Origin of the sequence: Microbacterium sp. STF-2 (assembly GCF_034650155.1) — a bacterium.
In the GTDB taxonomy this organism is placed as follows: Bacteria; Actinomycetota; Actinomycetes; order Actinomycetales; family Microbacteriaceae; genus Microbacterium; species Microbacterium maritypicum_A.
Genome location: NZ_JARKMW010000001.1, coordinates 2,078,531 through 2,097,334, shown reverse-complemented (window position 1 = coordinate 2,097,334; position 18,804 = coordinate 2,078,531). Strand labels below are relative to the sequence as shown.

The 18,804-nt window shown below is 69.4% G+C and carries 15 protein-coding genes; 6 read left to right on the top strand and 9 right to left on the bottom strand.

Annotated elements, in window-relative coordinates:
* Positions 1-93: 93 nt before the first annotated feature.
* From MicroSTF_RS10130 to MicroSTF_RS10120, 3 genes are all read right to left on the bottom strand, one after another.
* Complete coding sequence (locus MicroSTF_RS10130; RefSeq protein WP_322955329.1) at positions 94-2,370, bottom strand: excinuclease ABC subunit UvrA; 2,277 nt, start codon at positions 2,368-2,370, stop codon at positions 94-96.
* Between the two features lie 71 nt (positions 2,371-2,441).
* On the bottom strand, positions 2,442-3,029 hold the full coding sequence (locus MicroSTF_RS10125) for a nitroreductase family protein (protein WP_021201734.1): 588 nt from the start codon (positions 3,027-3,029) through the stop codon (positions 2,442-2,444).
* Between the two features lie 140 nt (positions 3,030-3,169).
* The gene (locus tag MicroSTF_RS10120) at positions 3,170-4,078 is read right to left on the bottom strand and encodes a LysR family transcriptional regulator (RefSeq protein ID WP_021201735.1); all 909 of its coding nucleotides are present in this window, start codon (positions 4,076-4,078) and stop codon (positions 3,170-3,172) included.
* Positions 4,079-4,225: 147 nt separating this feature from the next.
* Between MicroSTF_RS10120 and MicroSTF_RS10115 the strand changes: the two genes are divergently transcribed.
* Positions 4,226-7,711: a bifunctional proline dehydrogenase/L-glutamate gamma-semialdehyde dehydrogenase gene (locus MicroSTF_RS10115; RefSeq protein WP_322955326.1), complete on the top strand. Its 3,486-nt coding sequence runs from the start codon at positions 4,226-4,228 to the stop codon at positions 7,709-7,711.
* Between the two features lie 151 nt (positions 7,712-7,862).
* Here the strand turns inward: MicroSTF_RS10115 and MicroSTF_RS10110 are convergent, their stop codons facing one another.
* The 5 genes from MicroSTF_RS10110 to MicroSTF_RS10090 form a co-directional block, all read right to left on the bottom strand.
* The gene (locus MicroSTF_RS10110; protein ID WP_322955324.1) at positions 7,863-8,951 is read right to left on the bottom strand and encodes an ABC transporter permease; all 1,089 of its coding nucleotides are present in this window, start codon (positions 8,949-8,951) and stop codon (positions 7,863-7,865) included.
* Positions 8,948-9,832 (bottom strand): ABC transporter ATP-binding protein, encoded by an 885-nt coding sequence (locus MicroSTF_RS10105; RefSeq protein WP_315072059.1) that lies wholly within the window; start codon positions 9,830-9,832, stop codon positions 8,948-8,950. The genes MicroSTF_RS10110 and MicroSTF_RS10105 overlap by 4 nt, the downstream gene beginning before the upstream one ends.
* 204 nt (positions 9,833-10,036) lie before the next feature.
* Complete coding sequence (locus MicroSTF_RS10100) at positions 10,037-11,209, bottom strand: benzoate/H(+) symporter BenE family transporter (protein WP_315072020.1); 1,173 nt, start codon at positions 11,207-11,209, stop codon at positions 10,037-10,039.
* Between the two features lie 54 nt (positions 11,210-11,263).
* Positions 11,264-11,944, bottom strand: coding sequence for a response regulator (locus MicroSTF_RS10095; protein ID WP_021198207.1), 681 nt, complete (start codon positions 11,942-11,944; stop codon positions 11,264-11,266).
* The gene (locus MicroSTF_RS10090; protein ID WP_322955321.1) at positions 11,941-13,206 is read right to left on the bottom strand and encodes a sensor histidine kinase; all 1,266 of its coding nucleotides are present in this window, start codon (positions 13,204-13,206) and stop codon (positions 11,941-11,943) included. Before MicroSTF_RS10090 ends, MicroSTF_RS10095 begins: the two co-directional genes overlap by 4 nt.
* A gap of 149 nt (positions 13,207-13,355) precedes the next feature.
* Here MicroSTF_RS10090 and MicroSTF_RS10085 point away from each other — a divergent pair, with 149 nt between their 5' ends.
* The 5 genes from MicroSTF_RS10085 (at position 13,356) to MicroSTF_RS10065 (ending at position 17,896) form a co-directional block, all read left to right on the top strand.
* Positions 13,356-13,793 carry a VOC family protein gene (locus MicroSTF_RS10085; protein ID WP_322955319.1) on the top strand — a complete coding sequence of 146 codons (438 nt, stop codon included), beginning with the start codon at positions 13,356-13,358 and terminating at the stop codon, positions 13,791-13,793.
* A 1-nt stretch (position 13,794) separates the two neighbouring features.
* Positions 13,795-14,487 (top strand): winged helix-turn-helix transcriptional regulator, encoded by a 693-nt coding sequence (locus MicroSTF_RS10080; protein WP_029259310.1) that lies wholly within the window; start codon positions 13,795-13,797, stop codon positions 14,485-14,487.
* Positions 14,484-15,137, top strand: a complete 654-nt coding sequence (locus tag MicroSTF_RS10075; protein ID WP_322955316.1) for a dihydrofolate reductase family protein — start codon at positions 14,484-14,486, stop codon at positions 15,135-15,137. The genes MicroSTF_RS10080 and MicroSTF_RS10075 overlap by 4 nt, the downstream gene beginning before the upstream one ends.
* 155 nt (positions 15,138-15,292) lie before the next feature.
* Positions 15,293-17,320 carry an MSCRAMM family protein gene (locus MicroSTF_RS10070; RefSeq protein ID WP_322955314.1) on the top strand — a complete coding sequence of 676 codons (2,028 nt, stop codon included), beginning with the start codon at positions 15,293-15,295 and terminating at the stop codon, positions 17,318-17,320.
* A gap of 141 nt (positions 17,321-17,461) precedes the next feature.
* On the top strand, positions 17,462-17,896 hold the full coding sequence (locus MicroSTF_RS10065) for a hypothetical protein (RefSeq protein ID WP_029264740.1): 435 nt from the start codon (positions 17,462-17,464) through the stop codon (positions 17,894-17,896).
* A 92-nt stretch (positions 17,897-17,988) separates the two neighbouring features.
* Here MicroSTF_RS10065 and MicroSTF_RS10060 read toward each other — a convergent pair whose 3' ends face one another.
* Positions 17,989-18,798, bottom strand: coding sequence for an HAD family hydrolase (locus MicroSTF_RS10060; RefSeq protein WP_322955312.1), 810 nt, complete (start codon positions 18,796-18,798; stop codon positions 17,989-17,991).
* Positions 18,799-18,804 lie beyond the last annotated feature (6 nt).

Here is an 18,804-nt window from a genome sequence, read left to right as displayed (position 1 = left end):
GAGGGCTGAGCTGCTCAAAGGCTGAGCTGAGAGGCACAGCAGAGGGGCCCGTGGATGATCCACGGGCCCCTCTGCTGTCTGATGCGCCCTGCTTCAGGGATGCGGGCGAGACGCTGCCGCGAGCGCCCGACCGGTGAGGGAGTCGTCGTCGCCCGAGATCTCTGCCGGAGTGCCGGTGAAGATCAGCTGACCGCCATCGGAACCGGCACCCGGACCGATGTCGACGACGTGGTCGGCGCGGGCGACCACGCGCAGATTGTGCTCGACCACGACCAGCGTCGCCCCCTCGTCGAGCAGATCGTCGAAGAGGGCGTTGACGGTGTCGACGTCGGTCGGATGCAGTCCTGAGGTCGGCTCGTCGAGGATGATGCGGTCGGCGCGATCGCGTTGCGGTTCGCTGAGGTGCCGGGCCAGCAGCAGCCGTTGCTTCTCGCCGCCGGAGAGGGTGTCGAGCGAGCGTCCGACCGGGATGTAGCTCAGGCCGGTGCGCTGCACCCAGTCCAGCGCGTCGACCACGTCCGGGTGGTCGGAGAAGAGCGCGCTGACGTCGGCCGGCGTCGACGCCAGCACGTCGGCGATCGAGGAGCCGTCGACCTGCACGCCGAGCGCGGTCTCATTGAAACGCAGCCCTCCGCAGGCATCGCACGGGAGGGAGACGTCGTCGAGGAATGCGAGCTCGGTCGTGATGTGTCCACGGCCGCGGCAGGTGGGGCACGCCCCACGGGAGTTGAAGCTGAACCAGGAGGCATCGAGCCCTGAAGCGTGCGCGAACACCTCGCGCACGGTATCGGCGATACGCAGCATGCTCAGCGTCGTCGACCGCGCTCCGCCCCGCAGCGGGTCCTGCCCGACGACCGTGAACTCCGGGTGCTGGCGCGGCAGCTCGGCGGTCGCAAAGGAGCTCTTGCCCGACCCCGCGACCCCCGTGACGGCGGTGAGCACGCCGAGCGGGATGTCGACGTCGAACCCGCGGAGGTTGTGCGCGCGCGCATTCCGCACGGTGACGCGGCCCGAGGGAGTCCGCGTCGTCGCACGGATCGTCAGCGGCTCGGCGAGCACACGCCCCGTGAGGGTGTCGGCGGCGCGGAGCGCTGCGGGGGTGCCCTCGAACTGCACGATGCCGCCGGCGGAGCCCGCCCCCGGCCCGAGGTCGACGACGTGATCGGCGACCGCGATCACCTGCGGATGATGCTCGACGACGAGGATGGTGTTGCCGGCGTCGCGCAGCCGCTGCAGCAGGGCGACCAGCCGCTGGATGTCGGCGGGGTGCAATCCGGTGCTGGGCTCGTCGAACACGTAGGTGACGTCGGTGAGGGCGCTGCCGAGGTGGCGCACGATCTTGACGCGCTGAGCCTCGCCGCCGGACAGCGTGGCCGATTCGCGGTCGAGTGTGAGATAGCCGAGGCCGACCGAGAGCAGGGCATCGAGCACGTGGCGGACACCGTCGACGGCCGGGGCGACGCGGGGATCGTCGAACTCGTCGAGCAGAGCATGCAGGTCGGACACCGGCATCTTCATCCAGTCCACGATCGAGCGTCCGTCGATCAGGCTCTCCCGCGCTGCCGCGTTCACCCGCGCACCGTGGCAGTCCGGGCATGTGTGATGTGTCACGAGCCGGTCGAGCTCCTCGCGCACCGAGGCCGACATCTTCACCGGGCGCTGCTTCAGGAACACATCGCGCATGCGCGTGATCACCCCGTCGAACCGGGCGCTCTGCGGGAACCGCGGATCGGGGTCGTCGAGCTTGAGCTTGTCGGCGTAGAGGAACTGGTCCATCTCCTCGGCCGTGTAGTCCTTGAGCGGCTTCTGGCGGTCGAACAGTCCGCAGTACGCGAAGCGCTTCCACCGGTACACCCCGGGGCGGAACAGGCTGAACCGGACCGGTCCCTCGTCGATGTTCTTCTCGGGGTCGATCAGCGCGTCGATGTCGATGTCGTACACCGTGCCGAGGCCTTCGCAGGTCGGGCACATGCCGGACGGGTCGTTGAACGAGTAGGCGGGGGAGTAGCCGGCGGAGGGCTCGCCGACGCGTGAGAAGACCAGGCGCACCAGCGATGCCAGGTCGGTCGCGGTCGCCACGGTCGAGCGCGCGTTGCCCGTGAACCGGCGCTGGTCGATCAGGACCGTGAAGGTCAGCCCGTCCATGGCCTGCACGTCGGGTGCGGGCATCTGCGGCAGCCGGGCACGGATGAAGGTCGAATAGGAGTCGTTGACGAGTCGCTGCGCCTCGGCGGCGATCGTGTCGAGCACGAGGGACGACTTGCCCGAACCCGAGACGCCGGTGAAGACGGTCAGCAGCTTCTTGGGAACGTCGACGGAGACGTCGCGGAGATTGTTCGTCCGCGCGCCGGTGATGCGGAGGAGGTCCATCCGCACACGCTAACGGGGCCCCCGGACAATCCGGAGGCCCCGTCGGTGCAGAGGTGTCGAGAGCGCGGAGGTCAGGCGCTGAGGATGACCGTCTCGGCGATCGGGCGACGTACGCGCGGAGCGACCTCGCGCTCCTGCAGCACCTCGGGCAGAGCCTCGATGTCGCCGAACTCGCCGACGGCGAAGACCGTGAAGGGCACGAAGCGCTCCTCGAGGTCGGCGAACTCGCGGACGACCTCGGGATCGAAGCCGCTCATCTGGTGCACGACCAGGCCGTCGTGGTGGGCCTGCACCGAGAAGTGCGCGACCGCCTGGCCGAGGTCGTAGAGGGCATGCGTGATCGGGGTGCCGTCGGCCGTGGCCGTCTCGGCGATCGCGACGACGAGCACGGCCGCGTTGCCCGCCCAGGCCTGGTTGAAGCCCATCAGGGCGTCGACGACCTGCGCGTGCAGCGCGGTGCCGCGACGGGCGACGATGAAGCGCCAGGGCTGCGTGTTGTTGGCGGACGGCGTCCAGCGGGCGGCCTCGAGAGCGGTGGCGAGCTTGGCCTCGTCGATCGAGCTCTGCGCGTCGAAGGCGCGGGGGCTCCAGCGGCCGGCGAGGACGTCGAGGACGGGGTGCTCGGTCGGTGCGGTGCGGTCGATGACGGGAGTGCTCACAGAAGTGCCTTTCGGAAGGAGGGGATCGGACTCCTTCGTCCGGGTACACGGGTGCCAACAGATGCATGTGCATGCATATTCCCGGGGATTCCTCCGTGTCGGCGCCGGACGGCGTCCGGTCGGACAGGGAGGTCGTGCATTCAGACCGGGAGATTGTGCGACGCCGCGTCGGCCAGCGCACTGCGCACCGCGCGGATCGAGGGGGCATCGGCCGACACCCGCCGTGCCGAGGAGAAGATCTCGCGCCGCGGTTCGTGGGGGAGGGGTGCCAGATCGACGGTCGGGGTGTCGCCCGCCCAGACGAGCTCCGGCAGCAATCCGACCGCGAGCCCGGCATGGATCAGCCGCACGTGCGCGGTGAGGTCGGCGATCTCGAAGCGCACGTCGGGCTCGAACCCCGCGGTGCGGCAGAGCTGCTCGGCCCAGGCGCGGGAGGCGGTGCCGGCGGGTTCGAGCACCCAGGGCTCCTCGCGCGTCGACCAGAGCTCGGCGAGCGCATCCGCATGCCGTGGTGCTCCGGGCCGTCGGGCGAGCGCGATCGCATCGTGCGCGAGCATCACCCGGTCGAGGTCGGCGTGGATCGGTCGGGTGTGCCCCGGGTACTGCTCGGCGAGGATCAGGTCGAAGTCGCGGCTGGACACCCCGACCAGCCCGGTCTCCGGATCGCACTCGGTGACCTCGACGCGCAGGGCCGGATGTCGGTCCTTGAGAGCCTCGAGAGCCCGCGGGAGCAGGGAGTGCGCCGTCGACTGGAACACCGCGATGCCCACGGTCCCGGTCACCTCGGTGAGCGATTCGGCCACGGCGACCTCGGCGTGCTCGAGCTGATCGAGGATGCCGATGGCCTCGGCGACGAGCACGTTCCCCTGGGGCGTGAACTGCACTCCACGCCCCACGCGTCGCAGCAGCGGCACACCCACATCCCGCTCCAGGGCGCTCAGCTGCTGCGACACCGAGGCCTTGCTGTACGAGAGGGCGTCGGCCACTGCCGACAGCGTTCCGCGGCGCGAGAGCTCCACGAGCATCCGCAGTCTGTTGACGTCCAGCACAGTGGTCCCTTGCTCTGCGGATATTGTTCAGCTTGAGTGAACAGAATCCACGCAAATCGGTTGATAGACGGAGCCTACCGAGCGGCAGGACAATGAACCAGCCCGCACACGAAATCCCGGTGTGCGCTCTCTTGGAAGGTCCCACCGATGCCTGTCGCCGCCGACACCACCACCCCCCGCACCGAAGACGTCGCCGCCCTGGTGAAGCGCTGGCTCGTCGAGAGCGAGACCCACCCCGTCGAGCCCGCCGCCCAGCGCCTGTCCGAAGTGCTCAAGGACCCGAACGGACTGGCGTTCACGGTCGGCTTCGTCGACGGCGTGATGCGTCCGGAAGACCTGCGCGTCGCCGGCCGCAAGCTCGCCGAGCTGAGCGACATCACCCCGTCGCTGCTGCCCGGCTACCTGCGTGCCGCGATCAAGACGGGCGGCTTCTGGGCGCCGAAGCTCCCCGGCGTGGTCGTGCCGATCTCGCGTCGCGTGCTGCGCGCCATGGTCGGGCACCTCGTGCTCGACGCCACGCCCGCCAAGCTCGGCCCCGCGATCGCGAAGCTGCGCAAGAGCGGCAACCGGCTCAACCTCAACCTGCTCGGCGAGGCCGTGCTCGGCGAGCGCGAAGCGGGACACCGCTTGCAGGGCACCCGCGACTTCCTCGCCCGCGACGACGTCGACTACGTGTCGATCAAGGTCTCCAGCGTCGTGAGCCAGCTGTCGATGTGGTCGTTCGACGAGGCCGTGGCCGATGTCGTCGAGAAGCTGACCCCGCTCTACGAGCTCGCCGCGAAGGCCGAGGCGAAGGGCAAGGCCAAGTTCATCAACCTCGACATGGAGGAGTACCGCGACCTCGACCTGACGATCGCGGCCTTCACGAGCATCCTCGACCAGCCGGGGCTCGAGAACCTCGAAGCCGGCATCGTGCTGCAGGCTTACCTGCCCGACGCCCTCGGTGCCATGCAGCACCTGCAGGAGTGGGCCGCCGCCCGCCGTGCCAAGGGCGGAGCGCCGATCAAGGTGCGCGTCGTCAAGGGCGCGAACCTGGCGATGGAAGAGGTCGACGCGGCGATCCACGGCTGGCCGCTCGCCACCTACGGAACCAAGCAGGACTCCGACACCAACTACAAGCGGGTGCTCGACTGGGCCATGACCCCGGAGCGACTGGACGCCGTGCGCATCGGCATCGCCGGCCACAACCTGTTCGACATCGCCTACACCTGGCTGCTCGCCCAGGCGCGTGGGGTCGCCGACCCGTCCGGCGCCGATCCGCTCGTCGAGTACGAGATGCTGCTGGGCATGGCGACCGGCCAGGCCGAGGCCGTCCGCAAGGACGTCGGCCGCCTGCTGCTGTACACGCCGGTCGTGAACCCGGCCGAGTTCGACGTCGCGATCGCGTACCTGGTGCGCCGCCTCGAAGAGAACGCCAGCCCCGAGAACTTCATGTCGGCCGTGTTCGAGCTGGCCTCGAACCCGACGCTGCTCACCCGCGAGCGGGAGCGCTTCGAGCGCTCGCTGGCCGCGCTCGCGACCGATGAGGCGGGATTCGTCCCCGGTCCCCACCGCGTGCAGGACCGTACGGTTCTGGGTTCCGACGCCGAGGCGCCCTCCGGAATCACCACCGGCTTCGAGAACCAGGCCGACACCGATCCGGCCATCGCCGCGAACCGCGCATGGGGCCGCGAGATCCTGAGCCGCTCGGTGGGCTCGACGCTCGGCCTCGACACCATCGCGATCGCCAAGGTCGAGACGGATGCCGAGCTCGACGGCATCTTCTCCGCAGCGACCGCCGCCGCCGAGAAGTGGGCAGCGCTCCCTGCCGCCGATCGCGCCGCCGTGCTGCATCGCGCCGGAGACGAGCTCGCCGCGCGCCGTGGTCAGCTCATCGAGATCATGGCCCACGAGGCGGGCAAGACCATCGCCGAGGCCGACCCCGAGATCAGCGAGGCCATCGACTTCGCGCACTACTACGCCGAGCGCGCGAAGGACCTCGAGACCGTCTCTGGCGCCGACTTCGTGCCGTCGAAGGTCACCGTGGTCACCCCTCCGTGGAACTTCCCCGTCGCCATCCCCGCGGGTGGTGTGCTGGCGGGTCTGGCCTCGGGTTCGGCCGTCATCATCAAACCCGCGAAGCTCACGCAGCGCTGCGGCGCGGTGATGGTCGAGGCGCTGTGGGCCGCCGGTGTGCCGCGCGACCTGCTCGCGCTCGTCGACCTCGCTTCGCGCGACCTCGGTACGCGCCTCGTGGCCGGTCCTGCGGTGGATCGCGTGATCCTCACGGGGGCGTACGAGACCGCGCAGCTGTTCCGCTCGTTCCGCGCCGACCTGCCGCTGCTCGCCGAGACCAGCGGCAAGAACGCGATCATCGTGACGCCCTCGGCAGACCTCGACCTGGCGGCCGCCGACGTGGCTCGCAGCGCGTTCGGCCACGCGGGGCAGAAGTGCTCCGCAGCGTCGCTGGCGATCCTCGTCGGATCCGTCGCCGACTCGAAGCGATTCGAGCGTCAGCTGGTGGATGCCGTGACCTCGATGCGCGTCGGCCTGCCCGATGACCCCGCCACCCAGATGGGCCCGATCATCGAGCCGGCGAACGGCAAGCTGCTCACCGCGCTCACGAAGCTCGAGAAGGGCGAGCGCTGGCTGGTCGAGCCGCGCAAGCTCGACGACGAGGGAAAGCAGTGGACGCCCGGTGTGAAGACCGGCGTGCGCGAGGGCTCGTACTTCCACCTCACCGAGTTCTTCGGGCCGGTGCTCGGCATCATGCACGCGAAGGACCTGGACGAGGCGCTGCGCCTGCAGAACGCTGTCGACTACGGCCTGACCGCCGGCATCCACTCGCTCGACTCCGACGAGGTCGCCACCTGGCTCGACCGTGTCGAGGCGGGCAACCTGTACGTGAACCGCGGCATCACCGGCGCGATCGTGCAGCGTCAGCCGTTCGGTGGCTGGAAGCGCTCGGCCGTCGGAGCGGGCGCCAAGGCCGGAGGCCCGAACTACCTCTTCGGTCTCGGCGAGTGGACCCCGGCCGAGCTTCCGGCCGCCGCCCCGAGCGCGGCCGTCGTGCCCGCGGTCGGCGCACTGCTGGACGCGACGGCCTCCGAGGTCGACACGGCCGAGGCCGAGTGGCTGCACCGCGCCGCCGCATCCGACGAGCGCGCCTGGGTCGACGAGTTCGGCGCGGTGAGCGACAAGTCCGGGCTCGGGGTCGAGCGCAACCTCTTCCGCTACCGTCCGGTCGCGGTCGACGTGCGCATCGGCGAGAGCGCGCCGCTGGTCGACGGTGTCCGCGTGCTCGCGGCCGCCCTGCGCAGCGGCAGCCCGTTCACGGTGTCGGCACCGGCCCTGCCCGCACGCATCGAGAAGGCGCTGCGCGCGCACGGTGTGACCGTGAAGCACGAGTCGGACGCGGCGTGGACCAAGCGCTACGCCAAGGCGGCGAACTCGTGGCACCGCGTACGGCTGGTCGGCGGCGACGCCGCGGCCCTGCATGAGGCGCTCGACGGAAGCCCCGATGTGGCGGTCTGGTCGCACGCCGTGACCGGTGCCGGCCGAGTGGAGATGCTGCCGTTCCTGCACGAGCAGGCCGTATCGATCACGAACCACCGCTTCGGCAACCCGACCACCCTCGCCGACGGCGTGATCTGACCCGGGCTCGCTCCCGGAAGCGAAAACGGAGACGATCGATGCGGCCGTCCGCGTGTCATGTGCCGACACGCGGACGACGAGCATGATCGTCTCCGTTTTCGCACCCTTGCACGGGCGGGCGGGCGGCGGGCGGGTGGCTGGGTACGCAGCCTCAGCCGCGCAGCGCCTCGGAGAGCTTGACCCGGGAGCCCATGCGCAGCAGCGAGTTCTCGTAGATCTTGGCGCCGATGACGATGGCCGCGACGCAGCTGAGGAGCAGGATCACCAGGCTCAGCAGCGGCTCCCACCACTGGGCCTCGCCGACGAACAGGCGCATCGGCATGCCGACAGGCGCCGAGAACGGCACGTACGACATGATCGTCAGCACCAGCGGGTTGTCGTTGAAGACGATGACCAGGATGTACGGGGCCATGATCAGCATCGTGATCGGGGTGGTCGTCGAACCGATGTCCTCCTGGCGGGAGACCATCGAGGCCGCAGCCGCGAACATCGCCGCCAGCAGGATGAAGCCGAACAGGAAGAACACCGCGAACCAGATGATCGGCGCCCCGAGGGTCGTGAGCACCTCGCGCTGACCTGTGACGATCAACCCGATCGTGGCCACGGCCGCCAGGGCGAGGATCTGCCCCATCGCCAGCACCGTGTTGCCGATCACCTTGCCCGCGAGCAGTGTGCGCGCCGGGATGGCCGACAGCAGCACCTCGACCACGCGGGTCTGCTTCTCCTCGACGACGCTCTGTGCGATCGTGCCGCCGAACGTCGCTGCTGCCATCATGAACACCAGACCGAAGGCGATCGCGATGAAGTACCGCAGCAGCGGGTTGGTGGTCGCCGGTTCCAGGATCAGTTCCTCGGGAGTGATCGACAGGGCCGAGACGAGCGAGCCCGGCGCCTCCTGCAGCGCGACGATCGTGTAGCCCGAGGGGCCATCGCCCGGCAGCACCGCAGCGTCGACCTTGTCGTCGCGCACGAGCTGTTCGGCTGCAGCCTGGTCGGCGACCGTGGTGACCTCGACGTTCGGGATGGCGGAGACGGCGGAGGCGGTCTCCGCGGTCGCTGCGACCGGCATCGCATCGGTGTTCTTGCTCGCGAAACCACCGAGGATGATACCGGCGAGCGCGAGCACCAGCAGGATGCCGGTCGAGATCAGGAACGCCTTGCTGCGCAGCTTCGAGCCGATCTCGCGCTCGGCGACGAGCCAGATGCCGTTCGAGGCGCGGACAGGGGTGGGGGCGCTCACTGGATGACCTCCTTGAAGATCTGGGCGAGGGACGGATGCTTGGGGGCGAAGCTGGCGACGTCGCCACGCTGCACGGCCGACTGCAGCACGCGCTGCGCCGTTTCGGGGCCGTCCGCGTCGAACAGCGCGTACCCGCCCTCGAAGTCGACGACCGTGACACCGGGCTCGGTGCGCAGCCATCCGGCGTCGCCGGCCGAGACGAGCTCGTACCGGTCGCGGGCGTGCTCGGCGCGCAGCGTGTCTCGGGAACCGGCCGCGCGGATCGTGCCGCCGGCGAGGATGACGAGGTCGTCGCACAGGCGCTCGACCACGTCGAGCTGGTGGGAGGAGAACAAGATGGATGCGCCCTTGGCGGCACTGGCCTGCAGGACTCCCGCGACCACGTCGACCGCGAGCGGGTCGAGGCCCGAGAACGGCTCGTCGAGGATGAGAACCTCGGGGTCGTGCACGAGCGACGCGGCGATCTGCGCGCGCTGCTGGTTGCCGAGCGAGAGCGACTCGATGGTGTCGTTCAGCCGCTCGCCGAGCCCGAGCTCCGTGAGCAGGGCGGTCGCGCGCTCCGTGGCCTCCTGCTTGCCGAAGCCGTGCAGGCGGGCGAGGTAGACGATCTGCTCGAGCACCTTCATCTTCGGGTAGAGGCCGCGCTCCTCGGGCATGTAGCCGAAGCGGCGGCGGTCGGCGGTCGTCAGCGGAGCGCCATCCAGGTCGACACGGCCGCCGTCCGACGACAGCAGCCCCAGCACGATCCGCATGGTGGTGGTCTTGCCGGCGCCGTTGCCGCCGACGAAGCCCGTCAGCCGCCCGGGGGCGACCGTGAAGGACACGTCATCGAGCACGCGCCGAGAGCCGTAGCTCTTGGTGATGCCGGAGAGTTCGAGCATTCCTGTGGTCATGCCTTCACGTTACGGAGCGCGCCCGACTGCGGCATCCCCCGCACGGCGGACTCTGCGGGATCACCCGTGCAGGGGAGAGTGCACGGGATCTCGCCGAGTGCACGGGATCTCGCCGAGTGCACGGGATGGAGACGCGGACAAGTCGTGCACTCGACGAGAAGCGGTGCACTCGCGGTGAGGGGGGGGGGAGTATCAGGGGCGGGGGGTGTGGAGCACCGTGCGGACGAGGAGTCCGGCGAGGAGGGCCCAGAACGCGGCGCTGACCCCGAGCACGGCGATCCCGGATGCGGCCACCAAAAAGGTCACCACGGCGGGGATCCGTTCGCCCGGTTCGTCGATCGCCTGCTGCACCGACGAGCCGAACGCGGCGAACAGCGCCAGACCGGCGACGGCCGGGATCACGGCCGTCGGCGCGAGCACCACCAGAGCGGCGAAGGCGGCCGAGAAGACCGCGAGGACGAGGTATGAGGCCCCGGTCGAGACCCCGGCGACCCACCGCCTCTTCGGGTCGGGGTCGGCGTCCGGCGAGGCGGCGAGTGCGGCGCTGATGGCGGCGAGGTTGATGGCGTGCCCGCCCGCCGTCGCTCCCAGTGCCGTGCCGACCCCGGTGACCAGCATGGCGGGACGCCACGGCACCTCGTATCCGAAGCTGCGCATGATCGCGACGCCCGGCACGTTCTGCGACGCCATCGTCACGATGAACAGCGGCAGTGCGAGGCCGACCAGCGCGCCGACCGTGAACGTGGGTGCAGTGAACTCGAGGCGCGGGAGCAGCAGCGCGGGGTCGAAGGTCGCATGCTCCATCGTCAGCGAGACCGCGACCACGACGGCGGCGGCGACGAAGGCCAGTGGCACCGCCCAGCGCGGTGCGAGGCGTGCGAACAGCAGCCACGTGAGCACGACCGGCACCACGCCCCAGGGGTTCGCGACGATCCCGGTGATCGGGGCCAGGCACAGGGGCAGCAGCACGCCGGCGAGCATCGCCTGCGCGATCGACGGAGGGATGCGGGCGATCAGCGCGCCGAGGGCCGGCCACAGCGCGGTGAGCAGGATGAGTGCGGCGGTCACCAGGAAAGCGCCGACCGCTGCCGGCCATCCACCCTCGACGGTGCCCGTGGCGACGAGCAGGGCGGCTCCCGGAGTCGACCAGGCGACCGTGATCGGCATCCGATACCGCCATGCGAGCACCACGCAGGCCAGACCCATCGTGAGGCTGGCCGCGAGAAGCCCGCTCGCCGCCTGCGCCGCGTTCGCCCCGACCGCGTCGAGCCCGGTCAGCACCACCGCGAACGAGCTGGTGAATCCGACGAGTGCCGTCACCACCCCCGCCAGTATCGGGCGGGACAGGGGTGCGGCTTCGGGCATGGCTCCGAGGGTATCGCGGAGACGGAGGGGCGCCGCGGATCAGGGGGTGCCGCGCTAGGCGAGACCCATGCGGTGCGCGAGCACGACCGCCTGCACGCGATCGCGGGCGCCCAGCTTCTGGAGGATGCGCGAGACGTGTGTCTTCACAGTGGCCTCGCCGATGAACAGCGCCTGCGCGATCTCGGCGTTGCTCCGGGCATCGGCGAGCAGCGTCAGCACTTCGGCCTCGCGCTCGGTGAGGGGCTCGGCGAGCGTGACGTTCGACACGCCGCTGTTCGTGGTCGCGGCCGCCGCCGGAGCAGGCGTCGCGGCGAAACGTGCCAGCACGCGGCGGGTCACCTCGGGGGCGAGCATGCCGTCACCGGCGGCGAGCGCCCGGACGGCTGAGATCAGATCCTCCGCGCCGGCGTTCTTGAGCAGGAATCCACCGGCCCCGGCATCCAGAGCACGGTACAGGTAGTCGTCGCGATCGAAGGTCGTCACGATCGCGATGGCCGCGTCGACCTCCGGGTCGGCGACGATACGTCCGGTCGCCTCGATACCGTCCATGTCGGGCATCTGCACGTCCATCATGATGACGTCGGGACGGAGGGCAGATGCCTTGGCGACGGCCTCAGCACCCGATGATGCCTCGCCGACCACGGTGATGTCGGGCTGGGTGTCGAGGATCGTGCGGAAGCCGGCGCGCAGCAGGGCATGGTCGTCGACGAGCAGGACACGGATCGGATCGTTCATCGGTTCCTGCTCGATTCGCTCGCGACGGGAAAGGGCACGCGGGCGCGCACGCGCAGGCCGCCGAACGCCCGGGGGATCACCTCGAGCGTGCCTCCGGAGGCCGCGGCGCGTTCCCGCATCCCGAGCTGGCCGAGCCCGGGCCGAAGCTGGGCGACCGGGCGCCCCGTGTTCACGATCTCGATCTCGACGCCGTCGTCGTCGTAGCGCACGCGCACGTCGGCTGTCGCGTCGGGGCCGGCGTGACGGCGGGCGTTCGTGAGGGACTCCTGCGCTATGCGGTACAGGTTCACGGCGACGAGCGAAGGGACGGGCGCGGGGTCGCCGATGACCGTGTACGCGGTCGGCAGTCCCGCCTCGGTCGAGGCGTCGACGAGTTCGGCGATGTCGTCGAGGACGAGGGTGGAGGCGGCATCGGTGGTCTCCCCGCCGGGGGCCCGCAGAGTCTCGAGCAGCTGGCGCAGCTCGTGGATGGCGTCGCGTGCCGATCCCTCGATCCCGGTGAGGATGCGCGCGGACTCCGCGGGATCCCGTTCCAGCACCAGGCGGGCGGCTCCCGCCTGCACGCCCATGACCGACACGTGGTGGGCGACGACGTCGTGCAGCTCGCGCGCGATGCGCACCCGGTCGAGGGCGACGGCCTGAGCAGCGGTGACCTCCCGCTCGCGCTCCAGCTCGGCCGTGCGCTGCTCGAGAACCGCCAGTTGGCTGGCCGCAGCCCAGGAGCGCTCGCCGAAGTAGTACGCCCCACCGAAGTAGAGCACGTTCAGCAGCAGCTGGATGAGCATGAAGGCGACGTACGGCGACATGGCCCCGGCGATCACATCCGCCTTGTCGGCTTCGTTGATCGCATCGCGGTACATCGTGATCAGCAGCCACACGAACATGCTCACGATGATCCCGACGCGCACGATGATCGCGCGCCGGCGGTTGTTCATCCAGGCGCCTGCCGTGTAGATGGCGATGAACATCGCGATGTTGCCGACATAGATCTCAGGGATCCGGATCGTCACCGCGGTGAAGTAGGCGGCGACCACGATGACGGCGACCGTGCCGGGCCAGCGGCGGCGGACGGCCAGGGGAGCAGTGACGACCGCCGCGTACACGAGGGCCGTCCACAGCGGCGCCTGCTCATCGCCGTACATCTCGGCGATCGAGGAGAGTGCAGCGCTCAGCACGGCCCCGACGAACATGACGGCGGCGAGCAGGATGTCGCTGCGCCGCTCGCGCTCAGTCGGCGTGCGGAGGAACGGGGCTGCGGGCATCCCTCCACCGTAGGGCGGGGCTCGTTCGGGGCGCATCCCCCGCGTGGGGGATCGTCGCGCTACTTGCTATTGACAAGCGTGGTTGTTTTTTGCAAGCTAGTCCGAAAGGGCTCACCGACCGATGGGCTCGCATCTCCGGAGGAGTCATCATGACCAAGGTGTTCGTCAACCTGCCCACCAGCGACCTCGACCGTGCCAAGGCGTTCTACACCGCGCTCGGCTGCGAGATCAGCCCCCAGTTCACCGATGACAACGCCGCATGCATCGTGTGGAGTGAGGACATCTACTTCATGGTGCTCAAGCGCGAGTTCTTCGCCACGTTCACCGACAAGCCGATCGCCGACCCGAATGAGGTCGTGCAGGTCTCCGTGGCCTTCAGTCAGGACTCGCGTGACGAGGTCGACGCGATTCTCGAGAAGGGTCTGGCCGCCGGCGGCACCGAGCCCAAGCCCGTGCAGGACTACGGCTTCATGTACTCGCGCGACCTCGACGACCCGGACGGCAACTCGCTCGGCTTCCTGTACATGACGCCCGAGACCGTCGAGAACGGCCCGGACCACGTGGGCGACACCGCCGCGTCGGTCTGACATGGCGGCGCGCAGCTACGGCCAGTACTGCGGCGTGACGACGGCCGTCGAGCTGATCGGCGAGCGCTGGGCGCTGCTCATCGTCCGCGATCTGCTCGTGGGGCCGCGTCGGTACACCGACCTCAAGCAGGGCCTGCCGCGCATCCCCACCAACATCCTGTCCACCCGGTTGAAGGAGTTGCAGGAGGGTGGGGTCGTGCGACGGGTGCCGCTGCTGAACTGCGGCCTGGTGTACGAGCTCACCCCCTACGGCCGCTCGTTCGAGCCGATCATGCTCGCGCTCGGACGCTGGGGTTTCCAGGCGATGGGGGATCCCGCAGAGGGTGACGTCGTCACGCCCGACTCGCTCACGATGGCCTTGCGCACGGCGTTCCAGGCGGAATCCGCCGTGGATGCCGAGTACGAGCTGCATGTCGGCGACGTCGCCCTCCGTGCATCCGTGCACGACGGCGAGCTCCGCGTCGCGCAGATCACGCCGCCGGCGCCGCCGGTCGGCGGACGTCTTCCCGACGGCGCTCCGGACGCGGTGATCGTCGCCGGGCCCGGCATCCGTCGCCTCATCGGCGGCGATGTCACCCCGGCGGAGGCCCTCGCGCAGGACATCGTCGCGGTCGTCCGGGGCGACGAATCGCTGCTGGACTCGTTCGCCGACACCTTCCGCATCGCACGACTGACAATAGGGAGCACGACATGAACAGCCAATATCCCGATGAACAACAGGCATCCGGCCGCATCCTGATCGATCTCTTCACCTCTCTCGACGGCGTCGCCCAGGGCCCCGGCGGCACCGACGAGGACACCTCCGGCGGCTTCCGCTTCAGCGGCTGGCAGGCCGGGTATCCCTCCTCCGGGGTCGGTCCCGAGATCGAGAAGGGCATGCGCGGGCTCGACGCGCTGCTGCTCGGGCGCCGCACCTACGACATCTTCGCCTCGTACTGGCCACAGCACACCGAGGGGGAGTCGGGCGCCATCGGCACGCTCTTCAACCGGGTGCCGAAGTACGTGGCGACGCGGAATGCCGAACTCGCACTCGACTGGGAGGGCAGCACGCGCGTCGGTGCCGATCTGGCTGCCGAGGTGGCCTCGATGCGGGCGGCCCACCGCGAGGTGCACGTGATCGGCAGCATCGATTTCGTGCACACGCTGCTCGCCGAGGGTCTCTTCGACGAGCTGAATCTCTGGGTGTATCCGCTGCTGCTGGGCGCGGGCAAGAAGGTGTTCGACGACGACGCGATGCCGAGCGTGCTGCGGTTGCTGGATCCGCCGATCACCGACGAGGCGGGTGTGACCCTGCTCCGGTACGGGCGCACCGATCGGGTGCCGGAGGTCGGGACGTTCGAGTGATCACGAGGGGGTAACTCCCGTGTATCGACTATTCCCTTCCTATGTGCTGATCCTCTAGGTTCGAGAGGAAAGCTGCCGGCGATCGGCGGATGAATCGAGACTGTACGCGACGGTGGGATCACCGAGCGAACGGACTCCCTCGCAAGGTGAGAAGAATGACGCGACGACGCGGGATGCTGCGGGCTGTGCTGGGCGGAATGGCGGCGATCGCGATCGCCCTGGGAGGTGCGACAGCCGTCGTGGCGGCGGAAGATCCCGCGCCAACGGGTTCGATGTCCGGGACGGTGACGGCCGACGTCGGAGGAGCGGCGCTGGCGGGCATCCAGGTCTCCGCACAGCGAGATGGCGCGCTCGGCCGGTCCGACGCCGTCACCGATGCGACTGGCGGATATACGCTCACCGGCCTGGCCGACGGAACCTACCTGGTCCGCTTCTCTGCGCCGGACCGCAGCTTCGCCACGGAGTACTGGAACAACGCCAGCGACTCACTCGGCGCGCAGCGCGTCACGGTGACGAACGGGTCTGCGGCGACGGGCATCGACGCCGCGCTCGCCCCCGCGCCCTCGGCGTCTATCACCGGAACGGTCACCCGCGAGGACGACGGGACACCGGTTTCGGGCATCGCCGTCTCGGTGACCGGCCCCGGCACGGCCTGGGCATCGGGCTTCACCGATGCGTCCGGCACTTACACTCTCAACGCCCTCCCCGCCGGCTCGTACATCGTGAGGTTCCAGCCGGAGGGAACCGATCTGAAGCGCGAGTATTGGCAGAACGCCTTCGACTACTCCCAGGCGACCCCTGTCGTCCTCGCCGAGGGAGAAGCTGTCTCCGGCATCGATGCCTCCCTCGTGGCCGGGGGCGCGATCGCCGGCGTCGTCACGCGCGCCGATGACGGCGCGCCTCTCGCAAACGTCACGGTGAACGCGCTCGATGCGAACGGAGAGATCGTCGCCTTCGCGCGCACCAATCCTGCCGGCGCGTACGTTGTCGGCGGACTTCCTGCCGGTTCGTATCGCGTGCAGTTCGGCGCGCCCGCTCCCGGACTCGTCACGGAGTACTGGGAGAACGCGTACAGCTTCAACGCTGCGAAGGTCGTCGCCGTCGGTGAACTGCAGACGACCGCCGGGGTGAACGCGGCTCTTGACTCGGTCGGGTACATCAGCGGTTCGGTGACCAAGAGCGCAGACGGCTCTCGTGCACTCACCGCTATCACCGTCACCGATGTGGAGGACAGCAGTCACGCATACTTCCTCGGCGTCGCGAACGACGGCACCTATCAGGTGGCCGTCGCGCCTGGCACCTATCGCGTGCACTTCGCGCCGTATGAGCCCGGTCTGCGAGCCGAGTACTGGGCCGACGCCTACACGGCGGGGACCGCGAACCCTGTCACGGTGACGTCCGGTGCGAACGTCGTCGGAATCGACGCGGAACTCGACGCGGCTGCCCTCGTGACCGGCACGGTCTCTCTCGACAGCAGTGAGGGGAGAGAGGTCATCGTCGAGGCCTGGTCCGGAAACGAGATCGTCGGCACGACCTTCGCTGATCTTCAGACCGGCGCGTATTCGCTCGCCCTTCCTGAAGGGTCGTTCATCCTGAAGGCCTCGGCCAACTTCTACAACGACAGCACAACGACCGCGCAGCCTCAGTTCTACGACGGCGTCGCCACGGCGGCGCAGGCGACTCCCGTCGTCGTGACCGTGGGCGCTCCCGTGTCGGGGATCGACTTCACCCTCGTCGCGGTCGCGAATCCTGAGCCGCAGCCGGGGCCCGCCCTCGCGCTCGGCGCAGGATCGATCCGCGCCGGGAATGACATCACCATCTCGGGCACGGGGTTCACGCCGGGAGCGACGATCGCATTCGAGCTGCACTCCGACCCGATCGCGCTCGGGACGCTGACTGCCGACGCGGACGGTGCACTTCAGGGCACGTTGCGTATTCCTGCGAACGTACCGGCCGGTGCGCACACTTTGGTGGCGCTGTCAGGCACGACGGTGATCTCCCGCACGGCGCTGACCGTCACCGCGGCAGCGGGGACGGGTGGTCAGGCCGGAGGAGCCGCGGCGGCACCGGGCGCAGGACTGGCCACCACCGGTCTCCAGGCTCCGATCGCGATCGTGGTGATCGGCGTCGTCCTGGCCATGATGGGTGGGCTGCTCGTGCGGCGTCGCCGCGTCGAGAGCTGAGACTCAGCCGGGAACCGTCTCGATCACCGGTGATCCGAGAGCGGCACCACCGGCACTCGGACAGCGGGGAGGCGCGATGATTCGCGGGACGGGGCATTCCTTGTGAACGAGCAACGTGTGTCTGAATGGGTAGCACAAAGCGTGGCGAGGATCGACCCGGCGACACGTCTGTTCGTGGTCGACCACCTGGACGAGATCCTCGGCGAGACCCCCGATGGTGGGTTCGATATCCAAGCGAGCCTTGAGGTGTTGTCGTCGTGCGACCGGAGGCTGCCGTCGGGAATGGAAGCACGTCTCGCTCTTCCCTGGGGAGACAGCGTCACGCTGGAAACGGAGCTGCCGTCGCTGGACAGGGTTCCGGTTCTGGACCCGTACGAGCCGCCGTCCCTCTATGTCTTCTCCCGTGAATACTGGGCCATGCCGAACGACCGAGAAGAGCATCGGTGCCCGTATGACGGAAACCCGTGGGGAGATGCCTACGCGGTCGAGTATGTGTGCGGTCGTTCGCCTCGAGAGCGAGATCTCGATTGGGAGTTCACGAGAACGGTCTGGGTGCGCCCGAGAGAAACACACTGAGCCTCGAGATCGAGAAGTGATCCGTCGCCATGGATCTCGGCGGCCAGGCTCAGGCACGGACCCGAGGCGATGACCAGTCGGGCAACATCGCGTCAGTCGAGCAGCCGCTCGATCACTCGTGCCACACCGTCGTCGTCGTTCGAGGTGGTCGTCTCGTCGGCTGCGTCCTTCACCAGAGGTTCGGCGTCGGCCATCGCGAACCCGTGACCTGCCCAGCGGAGCATCTCGACGTCGTTGAGCGCATCGCCGAAGGCCACCACGTCGGCGCGGTCGATGCCGAGGTGGTCGCAGAGCCGGGCGAGGCCCGTCGCCTTGGTGACACCCTCCGCCATGACCTCGACGAAGGGGGCGCCGGAGAGTGTCGCCTCGAAGCCGGTGAGTCCGAGTGCGCGCACCGCGTCGAACAGCGCGTCGGGCGCGAGCTCGGGGTGCCGGATCACGAATTTCAGACTCGGCGCTGACAGTACCTGATCCAGCGGCACGCCGCCCATGGTCGCAGGGTCGCGTTTGTGGTCGGCGAGAGCGGCGATCGCGGCGTAGCCGTCTTGTGCCACGAACGTCTCGCCGGCGTCGCGCACGCTTGCGAACAGCAGGCCGGGGATGCTCGCGCGCAGAGCCTCGGCCAGCGTGCGGATCGTGTCAGCGGGAAGCTCTTCGGCGAACAGCATCCGCCCGTCGTCGAGGCGCACCGCGTAGGCGCCGTTGCTGCACAGCGCCCACCCGTCGAACCCGGCGTCGGCCGCGATCGCACGCAGACCGATCGGCTGGCGGGCTGTGACCGGGACGACGTGGATCCCACGGGCGCGGGCGGCGTCGAGAGCCGAGCGGGTGCGCGGGGTGACGGACGACGTCGAATCGAGAAGCGTGCCGTCGAGATCGGTGGCGATCAGACGCACACTCACGGGATC